Genomic DNA, 12,818 nt, shown 5'->3' on the forward strand with positions numbered 1-12,818 from the left:
GGACCCCTTCCGATGACCGCTCGCCGCCCCCGCCCCGCCCTGCCGCGCCTCGCCGTGATCCTGGCGCTCGCCCCGCTCGGGGCCTGCAACACCGTCGACCGCCTCTCGCAGGTCGGCGCCACGCCGAACCTGTCGGCGATCGAGGACCCGACCAGCCAGCCGGGCTACAAGCCGGTCCGGATGGCGATGCCCGACGTGCAGCCGGTCTCCTACGCGCCGAACTCCCTGTGGCGCACCGGCTCGCGGGCCTTCTTCAAGGACCAGCGCGCCGCCCGGATCGGCGACCTCCTCACCGTCAAGGTCAACGTGACCGACAAGGCCAACCTCAACAACGAGACCAAGCGCTCGCGCACCAACGCGGAAGGCTTCGGCCTGCCCAACGCCTTCGGCCTGGAGAAGAACGCGGGCGTGACCGCCGCCGGGATCAGCGCCGACAAGCTCCTCAACGGCACCTCGACCTCGTCGAGCGACGGCGCGGGATCGGTGCAGCGCGCCGAGACGGTGACGACCAACGTCGCGGCGGTCGTCACGCAGGTGCTGCCGAACGGCAACCTCGTGGTCGAGGGCAAGCAGGAGATCCGCATCAACTTCGAGGTGCGCGAACTGATCGTCGCCGGCGTGGTCCGGCCCGAGGACATCGAGTCGGACAACACCATCGACTCGACCAAGATCGCCCAGGCTCGCATCGCCTATGGCGGCCGCGGCCAGATCACCGACGTGCAGCAGCCGCGCTACGGCCAGCAGCTCGTCGACATCCTGCTGCCGTTCTGACCGGAGGGCGCACGAGAGTCTCCCACACCGGGCGCAAGGTCAGTGATCGGTGCCGGAGCGGTTCGGTCGGGGCGCGTCGCCGTGGGCCTGGGTGAAGGCCGAACGTTGCGGATCGTGCTTCGACTGCGCCACCCGGCCCCGCTGCCAGATCGCGAAGGCCGCCACGAGGACGATGGTGACGATGGCGAGCAACGGAACGAGCACGTCGTTCGACATGGTCATTTCCTTCGATGATTGTGTTCGATGGCAAGGCGCGGCTCGGTGAAAAGGTTCCGCAGGACGAGGTGCAGAATTCGGCGGAAATCCTCGCCAGTTCTCGCAAATGTTTGATCGAATGAAGATCGGCGCGCTTCACGGAGCCGCGAGCGGGCGGACGGGCCAGACCCGCTTCGGCCATCGCGGGTGTCCGGAATGCCCCGCATGCGCGACGGCCTCCGGATCGGGCGCCGACAGCGTGAGAGGATCGCTCGGCTTTCGTCGCGCTCTGGATTGCTTCGGCTTCGCCTCGCAATGACGGTGCGGGCCGCCCTCTCCGTCATCGCGAGCCGTCAGGCGAAGCGATCCAGCACCGCGACGCAAGCCGGATGAGGCACTTGCGCCATCCGAAACCCCTTTGCCGGCCGCATCGCGACGGCATCGTCGAGCAGCCGGATACGGCTCGAACCGCGATCGGCAGATTCCAGTCTGCCGACAGTGCCCAACGGAAGGCGTTTCCGCTGCGGGTGCTGTTTCCTCCGAGAAGCCCTGGCTCCACTTGAAGGAGGCCGAGGCCGGCGGCGCTGCGGCGCAGTCCGGCGAAACCCTCGAACATGGCATCATCGCCACGTTACAAGTTGCGCGACAGCACCAGCGGACCGGCCTGCGCACCGCGGCCGTAGGGCGAGGGCGAGACGGAGGGGCGGCCGTAGACGGTCGGCGTGCGCGTCTTGGCGACTTCCTCGGCAAGCGCCTTGATCAGCCCTTCGGAGACCGTGCGGGCGGTGGCGAGCACCTGCTGGTTGATCTCGACGGCGGCGGCGAAGCGGTGCTGGGCCGCCTTCAGCGCCTCCAGGCCGTCGGGGGCGAAGCGGGCGAGCGCGATGGCGTTGGTCTTGGCCGCCTCCAGGCCGTTCATGTAGGCGGCGGCGAGGTCCGACTTGGGCGCGGATTCGGTGAGCGCCTGGGCGATCTGCCCGGCGCGCACGCCGTCGCTCTCGCGGGCGAGCACCGCTTCCAACGCCGTCATGGTGGCGAGCAGGCCCTGCACGAAGGCCAGCGCCGCGGGGCGGTCGGTCAGGCGCGGAGCCGCCACGGCATCAGCGGCCATGGCCGGCCTCCTGCATCCGCATCATCTCGGAATAGACCTGATTGCTGATGCCGACGCCGCCGCTCTTCACGATGGCGTTGGCGTATTCCTTGGTCATCATCGAGCGCCAGACGCCGCCGCCGGTGCCGTTCTCGCCGAGCGGGCCCTCGGTGCCCTCGCTCTGCGTCAGCCGCTCCAGGCTGTCCTCCAGGAACATCTTCTCGAAGTCATCGGCCGTCTTGCGGGCCTTGGCCGAGGCGGTGGCCTTGGCGGTGTCCATGGTGTCGGTGTCGGTCTTCGCCAGCGTGTCGAGCAGGTTCTTGCCGACGCCGACGGCGGCGGAGGCCGCGAAGGTTGCGAGGGGCAGCATGGATGCGGTCTCCGCTTCGGACAGAAAGTTACATCAGCTCGATATCGGCCTGGAGCGCGCCGGCCGTCTTGATCGCCTGAAGGATCGAGATCAGGTCGCGCGGGCCGACGCCCAGCGCGTTGAGGCCGTCGACCAGCTCGCGCAGGCTGACGCCCTCCTTCACCAGGGCGAGCTTGTTGCCGTCGCCGGTATCGACCTTGACCCCGGTGCGGGGCACCACCGCCGTCTGGCCGTTCGACAGCGGCGCGGGCTGGCTCACCATCGGCTGCTCGGTGATCGTCACCGTGAGGTTGCCCTGCGCGATGGCGACGGTGGAGACGCGCACGTCGCGGCCCATCACGATGATGCCGGAGCGCTCGTCCACCACCACCCGCGCGGTCTGGTCGGGCTCGACCTTGAGCTGCTCCACCTCGGTGACGAGGCGGATCATGTTGCCGCGGTACTTGGCCGGGATCTGCAGCGTGATCGTCGCCGGGTCGGTCGGCTCGGCGGTGTCGGCGCCCATGAAGTCGTTGATCGCCGACGCGATCCGCTTGGAGGTGGTGAAGTCGGGGTTGCGCAGCGACAGGCGCAAGCTGCGCGCTTCGTTCAGCTTGAACGCCATCTCGCGCTCGATCAACGCGCCGTTGGAGATGCGCCCGTTGGTCGGCACGCCGCGGGTGATCCTGGCTGCCTCGCCCTCCGCCGCGAAGCCGGCGATCGCCACCGAGCCCTGCGCCAGCGCGTAGATCTCGCCGTCGGCGCCGAGAAGGGAGGTCGCCACCAGGGTGCCGCCCTGGAGCGACTTGGCGTCGCCCAGCGAGGAGACGGTGACGTCGATATGCGTGCCCTGGGTCGCGAACGGGGGGAGGTTCGCCGTCACCATCACCGCCGCGAGGTTCTGCGTGCGCATGGTCGCGCCGCGGGTGTTGATGCCGAGCCGCTCCAGCATCGCCTGGAGGGACTGCTTGGTGAAGGGGATGTTGTTGAGGGTGTCGCCGGTGCCGTTGAGGCCCACCACGATGCCGTAGCCGACGAGCTGGTTGGTGCGCACGCCTTCGACGCTGGCGAGATCCTTGACCCGCGACAGGGCGTCCGCCCGGCCCGGCAGCAGGACCGCGAGGCAGGCCAGCACCACGATCAGGCGGAGATGGGAGAGGCGAGGCAGGAACATCGTGACATCGGTGACCGGCTTCGGCGTCGAGCGCCGGGCCGAGCCCTGCCAGGGTCGTGCCAGAAGTCATGTTGTTGGCAAATCATGGGATTTTCGGGCGGAGCGCCTTCCGCACCGGGCCGGGCGGCGGTGCGTTTCCTGCCGCCCCGGCAGCTTCTGCCCAGCCGTTTACCCGTGCTTAACCCTGTCGTCCGATTTTTCGGACATCAGCGCCGCCCTGCACCGGTTCCGCGCGGAAAAGGTCTCGAACCACCATGCGCGTCGACACACGCTTCGCCGCCGCCGCCGCGGGCGCGCTCAACGCCACCCGCCGGGCCGCCGCGCCGGGCACCTTCGTCCCCGCCGGAACGGAGGAGGCGCCGCGCAATGCGGCGGCGGGCGCGGGCCAGGCCGCCATGCTGACCGGGCTCGACGCCATCCTCACGCTTCAGGGACAGGACGGGGCCGAGACCCAGCGGGAGCGCCGCCGTCGCTCGGTGCAGCGCGGACACGATCTCCTCGACGGGCTCGACCGGCTGAAGGCGGCGCTGATCGGCGGACGGGTGGCGACGCACGACCTCCAGGCCATCGCCGGACGCCTCGCCGAGCGGATGCCCGACAGCGGCGATCCGCGCCTCGACGGGCTGATGGCCGAGATCGAACTCCGGGCGGCGGTGGAACTCGCCAAGCTCGAGGCGGCGCGGGGCGTCTGATGGGACAAGGCCGGACCTCCCTGGAGATCCGGCCCGTCATCTCATACCAAGCGGCCTGGAAGCCGACCGATGGTTGGCTTCCAGGTGTCCGGCGGACGCCCGCCTGCGCGCGGGCAACCGGCGCTGCGTCGGGATCAGCGCCGGTTGGTCTTACCAGTAATAGGGCCGCGGGCGGTAATAGCCGTAGGGCCGGTAGACCGGCCGCGGGCGGTAGTAGCCGTAGGGGCCGGGGCCGCCCCAGTAGCGCCGCGGGCCCCAGTTCGGGCGGCAGATGCCCCAGGGATTGGGATGGAAGCCCGGGCCGCAGCCGCCGGCCGTGCGCTCCACCAGCGCGTTGTCCGTGGCGGTCGCCAGGGGAGCGGGGCTGAAGGGGGCGGCCTGGGCGCTGCCCACCACGCCGAGGCTGCCGGCGATCACCGCAGCCAATGTGAACGCCTTCGCGTGCATCATCGTACGATCTCTCCGTTCGGGCCGAAGCTTACGGCCGATATCCGAGGTTAGGTCTCGCTCGATGAACCGTAGCTGACTGGATCTTTTCCCTCTCATACTGCTGGCGGAACCGGTCGCGGGAAGCCGGTGATCGTCGCGATCTGGATTGCTTCGGCCGAAGCCTCGCAATGACGGTGCGGGCCACCCGTTTCCACCCCGCTGCCGTACTCGGGTCGACGCTCCGACGGATCCTCTCCGTTCCCTCACCGCCGTCATTCCGGGGCCGCGCGGCGGAACCCGGAACCGACCCGTGATCCGTCGCCGAAGCCCGGCATCGCGGCCGGTCGTGGCTTGCACGCCTCCGGCGTGCCCCTTCGAGTCCGGGTTCGCCTGTCAGCGCCCCAGATTGACGGCTCCGCTTCGATCCCCGACAAGGCGACCCGCGTGAGCGGGCGCGCGCCGGTCTCGCCGGATCGCAAGAGGAATCGTCCGCGCCGCGATGCTGTTCAACTCCTTCGTCTTCCTGCTCGCCTTCCTGCCGGCCGCGCTGCTGCTGCACGTCGCCGCCGAGCGCTACCGGCCGCAGGCGCGGCTGCCGCTGCTGGTCGGGCTCTCCTTCGTCTTCTACGGCTGGTGGGACTGGCGCTTCCTGCCGCTGCTCTTGGCCTCCATCGGCGTGAACTGGCTCCTCGCCCACGCCCTGCCGCGGGACCGCACCGGCTGGCTGTTCCCGGCCGCGCTCGCGGCCAACCTCGCGGTGCTGGGCGCCTTCAAGTATCTCGGCTTCCTCACCGATCTCGCCAACCTGATCCCCGGGCTCGGCCTGCCGCGCTACGAACTCGCCCTGCCGCTCGGGATCTCGTTCTTCACCTTCCACCACATCATGTACCTGACCGACCTGAGGGCGGGCCGCGCGCCGGCCTTCGGGCTGACCCGCTACGCCCTCTACATCGCCTTCTTCCCGCAGGTTCTCGCCGGCCCGCTCGTGCGCTGGAGCGAGATCATGCACCAGTTCGAGGAGCGGCCCTACGCGAGGCCCGATGCGGCCGAGCGGATCGGGCGCGGGCTGATGCTGCTGACGGTCGGCCTCGCCAAGAAGGTGTTTCTCGGCGATCCGCTCTCGGCCTACGTCAACCCGGTGTTCCAGGCGGCCGCCGCGGGCAAGGCCGTGACGGTGGCCGAGGCGTGGCAGGCGACGCTCGGCTTCACCTTCCAGATCTATTTCGACTTCTCCGGCTACACCGACATGGCGCTCGGCCTCGCGCTGCTGTTCGGGATCGTGCTGCCGCAGAACTTCGACGTGCCCTACCGCGCGACCTCGCTGCGCGACTTCTGGCGGCGCTGGCACATGACGCTGTCGCGCTTCCTGCGCGACTACCTCTACATCGCTTTTGGAGGAAACCGCCGCGGCCTCGCGATTCAGGTCGCCGCCCTGTTCGCGACGATGACGCTCGGCGGCCTCTGGCACGGGGCGGGCCTGACCTTCGTGGTCTGGGGCGCCGCCCACGGGATCGGCCTCGGCGCGGGCGTGCTGTGGCGCCGGGCCGGCGGGCGGTTGCCGCCGCTCCTCGGCTGGGTGCTCACGGCCCTGTTCGTGTGCCTGACCTGGGTGTTGTTCCGCGCGACCACGTTCGAGGCGGCGCTCGCGGTCTACAAGGGGCTCGTCGGGTTCGCGCCGACGGGCGGCGGCTTCAAGTGGCGCACCATCGCCATCGCCGCCGCCATCGCCATGGTGGGGCCGAGCGCCTGGGCCGCGGTGCACCGCCTGCCGCCGAGCCGCTGGCTCGCCGCCGCCTTCGCCCTCCTGTTCGTCGTCGTACTCCTCAAGATCGGGGACGATGCGAACTACGAGTTCATCTATTTCCAGTTCTAGATCCGATAAGTGAGTGTAAAGTAAACTTAATCGGTTTTCTCGTTGGCTGGCCGTGGTTTAGGACATATTCGTCCTTGCCACGGTCTTCGTCGTTCAGGGCATCAAAATGTGATAAGTCGGCCGTGTAAACTAAAACGCACTAAATAGCTCTCAGAAAACATTTTTTAAGTTTACACGCTGGTCATGCCTGGAAGTCGTGGAACCGGCCGCGATCGGGGATAGGCGCCGGTTGGGATGCCAACTTTCGCCGCCGGCGCGATTGATCGCCTTCGCCGTCGAGGTGTATGGTCGTGCGCCAAGTAACGGGCACAAGCCATTGACCCTCCAGGACAATAGCCTCTACCGCGTCAAGGAGTGCATCTGGGACACGGGGGAGCGCTTCGCGTTCACCGTGGGCCCGGACGGCCTGGGCTCGTACTGGCCGGTCCTGTACGCCGTCACGCGCCTCCGCTACTCGGGAAAGGCCGTCGGCACGATGATGGGCAGGGCCCGCTCGGTCGCGCTCTTCCATGACTGGGCTGCGTCCCGGGAGATCGACGTACTCCAGCGCCTCCAGGGCCTGTCGTTCTTTTCCCTGGTCGAGATCGAGGGGCTCCGCCGCACGCTCAAGCTGGCTTCCCCGGGCACTCGCCGGGGCGATGCCGAGGTGTCGTCGAAGGTCTGGATCGACCGCTGCAAGAATGTCGCGGCCTACATCGCGTGGCACGCCGAATTCGGTTTCGACAAGCTCGACCGCAAGGATCCCTGGCTGCCCGAGGCGCGCAGGCGCCTCGAAGATTGCTCGGCCTGGCTCGTCGACGACCTGCCCACTCCCATCCAGACCGGCCGGGAGGGCCTGACTGAGGTGGAGCAGGTGGCGCTCCTGCGTGCCATCGTGCCCGGCTCGCCGTCGAACCCGTTCGAGCGCCGCAACCAAGTCCGGAACTTCGCCCTGGTCCTCTCCTACTACGAACTCGGCCTCAGGCTGTCCGAGGCCCTCGCGATGAAGACGGTCGACCTGAGGCTAGAAGGCCCCACCCCGACCGCGATGGTCGTGCGGCGTGCGGATGATCCCGACGATCCCCGTGCCAGGCAGCCCCTGGTCAAGACGAAGGCACGCCCGTTGCCGGTCTCGCGGGCCCTGGCGCTCCTGTTGTCGCAGTGGGTGACCGACCACCGGGCTGACAAGGAACGCTACCCGAAGGTGAGGAAGACACCCTTCCTGTTCGTTTCGCACTTCGGTACCCCGCTCACGAAGGATGCCGTCGGCCTGATCTTCCGGACCTTGCGGTCGTGCCCGGGCGTCCCGTCGAATTTCAGCCCCCACATCCTCCGGCACACCTGGAACGACCGCTTCTCGAAACTGGCGGGCGAGTTGGAGCTCCGCGAGGCGGTCGAGCTCCAGACACGGAACTTCCTCATGGGATGGTCCGACACGTCCATGCAGGGGCTCGCCTATTCCCGGCGTGCCATCAAAGACGAGGCGGACCGGCTCATGCTGCGCATGCAGGAAGCCACCGTGGCGGGAGCCTGACCGGATGCCGCTTTCCAGCATGCCGGCGTCTGCCGGCGAAACCGTCGCCGCGGGGACCGGCTTCCGTCAGGCCAGGGGCACGGTCGTGGACAGGGCCATGCTCGCCGTAGACTGCTCCGGCCCCCTCTGGAGGCTGAACTATCCTGGCAACAACAGCTGCATCATTGACTGGGAGCGACTGGAAGCCGTCCGCGACGATGTGAAGGACGCCACGGCCGACTACGTCGTGTCGCTGATCCGTACGCATTCTCCGACCTACGTGCAGGCCGCGTTCGGCACCCTGATCCGCATGCTCGGGACCGAGGCGTTCCCCCGTGTCGCGACGGAGCCGGGCGTGGTCATCGGCTTCGAGCCCTTCGAGGAGATCCGGGTCGTCCGGCGCTGGGGTTCGACCTACCTCCATCATTACCGCAGATGGTACCGGTGGTGTGCCCGACGCGGTCATCCGGCCTTCGACCGCGAGATTGCCGACCGGCTCGCGGAGGTCCTGGTCGGCAACGACCCCAAGGGGCGCGCCGTCCTGTCGGACGATCCCGAGGAGGGGCCCCTGACCGACATGGAGACGGCGGCCCTGGCCGGCGCGCTCCGGGCCGCGGACATGGTCGGCGGCATCTCCGAGGAGAAGTCAGTCGCGCTGTGGCTGTCCCTGGCGCTCGGGGCGAACTCCTTGAACCTCACGCTCCTTCGCGAGGAGGACTACCGGCAGCATGTCGACGAGGCGACGGGGGCCGTGCTGCACGAGCTGCGCGTCCCGAGGATCAAGAAACGGCATGCCAGATACCGGACCGCGTTCAAGGTCCGGAAGCTAAATCCGGAGATCGGCCAGAAGGTGGCCGCCCTCATCGCGTCGAATCGGGCTCGGGCAGCCCGGGACGGTTGGCCGGGCCCGGCCTACGCCAAGCCCATCTTCGTTCGGAAGACCCCAAAACCGACCGTTGTCGCGACCGGCAACCTCGAATACGCGATGCATCTCGACAGCGTCGAGTTTCGCCTGCTCGTGAGCGGTGCGGTTCGGGAACTGAATGTCCGCTCGCCCCGAACGGGTGAGCGACTGGACGCTTTCCCGCGGCGCTTCCGATACACCTTCATCACGCGGTTCCTGCGTGAGGGAGGGTCGCTCAACGCCGCCGCCGAGGCCGCTGACCATACCGACACCCGGACCGTCCTGACCTACACCAACAAGCGCGGCGACCTCGTCGCGCGCCTCGACGAGGCCGTCGCCCTGGAGATGGCGCCGCGCGCCATGGCCTTCCTCGGCATGGTGGTGCGCTCGGAGGCCGAGGCCGTCCGCGGGGAGGCCGGGGCGGCCAGCCGGGTCTACCACCACGCCCGCGACCGTGGCGCCATCGAGCCGGTCGGGACCTGCGGAAGCTTCGCGTTCTGCGGGCTGACGGCGCCGACGGCCTGTTACGAATGCGTCCGGTTCCAGCCCTGGCTCGACGGTCCGCATGAAGAGGTCCTGCGGGCCTACGTCGGCCGCCGGCAGGACATGATGGACCGCGGGGTCGACGAGGGCCAGGTCCGCATCATGGACCGCACGATCCTGGCCGTCGCCGCGGTCGTGCTGCGCGTCTCCGAGGAGAGGGAGTGGGACAGGCCGTGACGGTCCATACCCTCGTCACCGCGCGCCAGCGCACCGCCGCGGCGAACCTCGAACACGTGATCGAGGAGGCGCGGGCGAGCCTCGGGCTCGGGCCGGATATCGACTTCGAGGCGATGGTCTGGCCGCTGCCGCGCGACCGCGGACGGCATCCGTCGATGAACACCGCGCGCGCCCTCTACTTCAGCCGGAACCCGCCCGGCGGCAAGCGCACCCACGTCCACCATACGAAGCGCGCGGAATCGGACGTGCCCCTGGCGCTGCCCTTCTCGGACTTCCTGAAGGCCTACGTGCGGCTCTCGGATGCCGCGAAGCCCCGCAAGATGCTCGGCGACTACGGCAACATGGTCCGCGCCGGCCGGTACCTCCACGACGTGCTGGAGGCGAAGGGCTTCGATCCATGTCTCCTGACGACGGACGACTTCGTACGCTCGCTGGCGGCCTTCGATGCCGGCAATCCCAAGCCGGCCGCCCGCTACGCGATGGGATCGCACCTCTCGCGCATCGCCGCCTTCGTCGCCCGTCGCGGCATCGCGGTGGCACCCGTCCACTTTCCCAATCCGGTCTCGAACGTGGTTCTGGCCGCCCATCACCGGATGGGGGGCGACGTGCAGGCGGCGCGCGATTCCAAGATGCCGAGCGATGCCGTCCTCGACGCGCTCGCGGACATCGCGACCCAGGTCACGACCGACCAGGACATCGTCCTCATGCGGGCCATCGAGCTCCTCGTCTGCGCGCCATGGCGCATCCACGAGGTGCTGGCGCTCCCGGCGGACTGCGAGGTGACGCAGGACCTGACCGAGAACGGCGAGCCGGTCCTTGATGCCGACGGAAAAAGGGTCGTCGCGTACGGCTTGCGCTACCACGGCGGCAAGGGCCATGGCTGGGACACGAAGTGGATCCCCACCGCCATGGTCGACGTGGCCAAGCGGGCCGTCGCGGACATCCGCCGGATCACCGAGCCCTCGCGCGAGACCGCCCGCTGGCTTGCGTCGCATCCCGGGCGGGCGTGGGTGCCGGCTCCCTGGACGAATGCCGACCCCGACACGGTCCTGGGCACGAACGCCGTCGCGACCATCGCCTTCGGCGAGCCGGACCCCATACGGGGGCGCGATTTCATCGTCCGGAACAAGATCTCCCACTCCCGTGCCGGACGGGGTTACGAGGTGCGGCTCGGCGACGTCGAGGCCGAGCTCCTGTCGCGGATGGGCGAGCTCCCGGAAGGCCACCACGGCATCGAGCGGGAGAAGCACCTCTTCCTCCTGCCGGCCGGCTACTTCAGCGACGCGAGGATCGCGCGGCCGACGGTGGTGCGCTTCCTGGCCTATTACGAAATCCAGAACTTCCTGTCCGGCCGCATGAATGTGCGCTCGGCGTTCGAGCGCTTTGGGCACGTGGATGCCGACGGCGTGGCGTTGCGCATGACCTCGCACCAGTTCCGGCATTGGCTGAACACGCTGGCTCAGCGCCAGGGCATGACGCAGGTCGACATCGCTCGCTGGTCGGGGCGCAAGAACGTCGACCAGAACGTGGCCTACGACCACATGACCGGCGTCGAGCTCGCAGAGCGAGCCCGTGCCATGATGGATGACGGACGGATGAGGGGCGCCATCGCGGACATGGCAGAGCGCCTGCCGCCGGTCGACCGTCGCGACTTCCTGCGGTCCCAGATCGCGACCGCCCATACGACCGACCTCGGCATGTGCGTCAACGACTGGTCTCTGGCTCCTTGCCACCATCACGGGTCCTGCGCCGATTGCTGCGACCACCTCGTGGTCAAGGGCGACGCGGCCCAGCGCGGGCGAACCGAGACCCTGCTCGCGGAGACCGAGTTCGTCCTCGACAAGGCCCGCGAGGAGATGGCCGAGGAGAGCTACGGCGCGTCGAACTGGGTGGCCCACCAAACGCGTATGAGGATCGGCTTGCTGTCGATCCTCAAGGTCCACCAGGATCCGGACCTTCCGGACGGTACCCTGGTGCAGGCGAACCCCACGGGCGCCCTGCGCGCACCGCAGCGGCCGCCCGGTGATCCGAGCACGACTGGACGCGACGCCACCGCGCCGGGCCGGGGTTGAGCGCGAAAAGTTAACCCGACGCCAACGGAGGACGGTCGATGCTGCCGAGGAAGGCGGTTGCCCCCGCGCGAACCCCGCGCGTCGCAGGCGATAAGGACCGCTCGCGGAGGCGAAGGGGCATGGCGCGCGGGAGGGCCGGTGCGGAGCGGGCGGCGCGCGTCCCTGGACGCCGGCGGATCAAGCCGGAGGAGGTCGAGCGCCTCGTGCGTGAGATACGCACCTGGAACCACGAGCACTCCGCCCTGACGTGGCAGGCCGTCATCGACCTCGCCGAGGGCCTTTTCAGACACAAGTGGACCCGGCAGGCCTTCGAGGGTCGCGCCGAGATCAAGGAGGCGTTCCAGACGCGGCAGGCCGAGAGCGCGAGAAGGGCGAGGCGCGCCCCGCGCGAGGCGGCCCTGGCCATGTACGCCAGGCAGGTCGAATCCCTGCGGGAGGAGAACAGGCTGCTCAAGGAGAAGCTGGCCGCCTACGAACAGAAGCTCGCCCGCTACATCGCGAACGCGCTCACGGTGAAGGGGATGACCGAGGCCGTGCTGGACGCAAAGTTGCCGCCCAACGACCGCGGCCAGACCGACCCGAAATTGAGGGGAGGCGTGAAATGACAGCCGGCAAGTCCGGCCGCGAGGTCGGCACGGACAACGTCGAACGGCTCAGGGAGTACCTGGCCGAGCTGGAGGGCAAGGGCATCCCGCTGCCGACGCGAGGCGGTGAGGCGAACCTGACCGCCATCGCGCTCGCGTGCGGCTTCAATCGCCAGGTTCTCTACGTGAACGAGGCGGCCAGGAGGCTGCTCGCCGAGGCGGTCGCAAAGGCAGGCCTCGGCAGGGGCGCCGCCGTTGTCGACGAGGAGACCGACGAGAAGCCCGTCACCCGCACCGACCGCCGGGACCGGCGGATCCACCAGCTGGAGCAAGAGAACGCCTCCCTGAAGGCGGAGAACGCGGGGTTGCGCGAGCGCGTGCGACGCCTGGAGCACGTCGAGTACATCATGATGAGCGGAAGGCGCGTCGCCCCCTAAGCGGAGCCAGCCCGCTGCGTGGGCCAGTGCGGCCAG

At 69.0% G+C, this 12,818-nt stretch carries 13 protein-coding genes; 8 read left to right on the forward strand and 5 right to left on the reverse strand.

The window, feature by feature from the left end; genetic code table 11:
* Positions 1-12: 12 nt before the first annotated feature.
* Positions 13-771 (forward strand): flagellar basal body L-ring protein FlgH, encoded by a 759-nt coding sequence (gene flgH / locus PGN25_04025; protein ID MEH3116778.1) that lies wholly within the window; start codon positions 13-15, stop codon positions 769-771.
* A gap of 39 nt (positions 772-810) precedes the next feature.
* Here the strand turns inward: flgH and PGN25_04030 are convergent, their stop codons facing one another.
* The 4 genes from PGN25_04030 to PGN25_04045 form a co-directional block, all read right to left on the reverse strand.
* Positions 811-987 carry a hypothetical protein gene (locus PGN25_04030; GenBank protein ID MEH3116779.1) on the reverse strand — a complete coding sequence of 59 codons (177 nt, stop codon included), beginning with the start codon at positions 985-987 and terminating at the stop codon, positions 811-813.
* A gap of 610 nt (positions 988-1,597) precedes the next feature.
* On the reverse strand, positions 1,598-2,077 hold the full coding sequence (locus tag PGN25_04035) for a hypothetical protein (protein MEH3116780.1): 480 nt from the start codon (positions 2,075-2,077) through the stop codon (positions 1,598-1,600).
* Positions 2,067-2,426 (reverse strand): rod-binding protein, encoded by a 360-nt coding sequence (locus PGN25_04040; GenBank protein MEH3116781.1) that lies wholly within the window; start codon positions 2,424-2,426, stop codon positions 2,067-2,069. Before PGN25_04040 ends, PGN25_04035 begins: the two co-directional genes overlap by 11 nt.
* 28 nt (positions 2,427-2,454) lie before the next feature.
* Positions 2,455-3,573 carry a flagellar basal body P-ring protein FlgI gene (locus tag PGN25_04045; GenBank protein MEH3116782.1) on the reverse strand — a complete coding sequence of 373 codons (1,119 nt, stop codon included), beginning with the start codon at positions 3,571-3,573 and terminating at the stop codon, positions 2,455-2,457.
* 260 nt (positions 3,574-3,833) lie between these two features.
* On the opposite strand from PGN25_04045, the gene PGN25_04050 reads away from it, so the two are divergent.
* Positions 3,834-4,271, forward strand: a complete 438-nt coding sequence (locus PGN25_04050) for a flagellar assembly protein FliX (protein ID MEH3116783.1) — start codon at positions 3,834-3,836, stop codon at positions 4,269-4,271.
* A 150-nt stretch (positions 4,272-4,421) separates the two neighbouring features.
* Here the strand turns inward: PGN25_04050 and PGN25_04055 are convergent, their stop codons facing one another.
* Complete coding sequence (locus PGN25_04055) at positions 4,422-4,721, reverse strand: hypothetical protein (GenBank protein ID MEH3116784.1); 300 nt, start codon at positions 4,719-4,721, stop codon at positions 4,422-4,424.
* 478 nt (positions 4,722-5,199) lie between these two features.
* Here PGN25_04055 and PGN25_04060 point away from each other — a divergent pair, with 478 nt between their 5' ends.
* The 6 genes from PGN25_04060 to PGN25_04085 all read left to right on the forward strand — a co-directional run bounded on the left by PGN25_04060 (position 5,200) and on the right by PGN25_04085 (position 12,782).
* Positions 5,200-6,573, forward strand: a complete 1,374-nt coding sequence (locus tag PGN25_04060) for an MBOAT family protein (GenBank protein ID MEH3116785.1) — start codon at positions 5,200-5,202, stop codon at positions 6,571-6,573.
* A gap of 259 nt (positions 6,574-6,832) precedes the next feature.
* Positions 6,833-8,086 carry a site-specific integrase gene (locus tag PGN25_04065; GenBank protein ID MEH3116786.1) on the forward strand — a complete coding sequence of 418 codons (1,254 nt, stop codon included), beginning with the start codon at positions 6,833-6,835 and terminating at the stop codon, positions 8,084-8,086.
* Positions 8,087-8,090: 4 nt separating this feature from the next.
* A complete protein-coding gene (locus PGN25_04070; GenBank protein MEH3116787.1) occupies positions 8,091-9,689 on the forward strand; it encodes a hypothetical protein in 1,599 nt (532 codons plus the stop codon).
* Positions 9,674-11,761, forward strand: coding sequence for a hypothetical protein (locus PGN25_04075; protein MEH3116788.1), 2,088 nt, complete (start codon positions 9,674-9,676; stop codon positions 11,759-11,761). The genes PGN25_04070 and PGN25_04075 overlap by 16 nt, the downstream gene beginning before the upstream one ends.
* 119 nt (positions 11,762-11,880) lie before the next feature.
* Positions 11,881-12,366: a hypothetical protein gene (locus PGN25_04080; protein ID MEH3116789.1), complete on the forward strand. Its 486-nt coding sequence runs from the start codon at positions 11,881-11,883 to the stop codon at positions 12,364-12,366.
* Positions 12,363-12,782, forward strand: a complete 420-nt coding sequence (locus tag PGN25_04085) for a hypothetical protein (GenBank protein ID MEH3116790.1) — start codon at positions 12,363-12,365, stop codon at positions 12,780-12,782. Before PGN25_04080 ends, PGN25_04085 begins: the two co-directional genes overlap by 4 nt.
* The last annotated feature ends 36 nt before the right edge of the window (positions 12,783-12,818 follow it).

The sequence above is a fragment of the Methylorubrum populi genome (genome assembly GCA_036946625.1).
GTDB lineage: Bacteria > Pseudomonadota > Alphaproteobacteria > Rhizobiales > Beijerinckiaceae > Methylobacterium > Methylobacterium populi_C.

Bases quoted from the DNA above. Each gene is read 5' to 3' on its own strand.
- flgH (MEH3116778.1), top strand. From the start codon at position 13: ATGACCGCTCGCCGCCCCCGCCCCGCCCTGCCGCGCCTCGCCGTGATC.
- PGN25_04030 (MEH3116779.1), bottom strand. From the start codon at position 987: ATGTCGAACGACGTGCTCGTTCCGTTGCTCGCCATCGTCACCATCGTC.
- PGN25_04035 (MEH3116780.1), bottom strand. From the start codon at position 2,077: ATGGCCGCTGATGCCGTGGCGGCTCCGCGCCTGACCGACCGCCCCGCG.
- PGN25_04040 (MEH3116781.1), bottom strand. From the start codon at position 2,426: ATGCTGCCCCTCGCAACCTTCGCGGCCTCCGCCGCCGTCGGCGTCGGC.
- PGN25_04050 (MEH3116783.1), top strand. From the start codon at position 3,834: ATGCGCGTCGACACACGCTTCGCCGCCGCCGCCGCGGGCGCGCTCAAC.
- PGN25_04055 (MEH3116784.1), bottom strand. From the start codon at position 4,721: ATGATGCACGCGAAGGCGTTCACATTGGCTGCGGTGATCGCCGGCAGC.
- PGN25_04060 (MEH3116785.1), top strand. From the start codon at position 5,200: ATGCTGTTCAACTCCTTCGTCTTCCTGCTCGCCTTCCTGCCGGCCGCG.
- PGN25_04070 (MEH3116787.1), top strand. From the start codon at position 8,091: ATGCCGCTTTCCAGCATGCCGGCGTCTGCCGGCGAAACCGTCGCCGCG.
- PGN25_04080 (MEH3116789.1), top strand. From the start codon at position 11,881: ATGGCGCGCGGGAGGGCCGGTGCGGAGCGGGCGGCGCGCGTCCCTGGA.
- PGN25_04085 (MEH3116790.1), top strand. From the start codon at position 12,363: ATGACAGCCGGCAAGTCCGGCCGCGAGGTCGGCACGGACAACGTCGAA.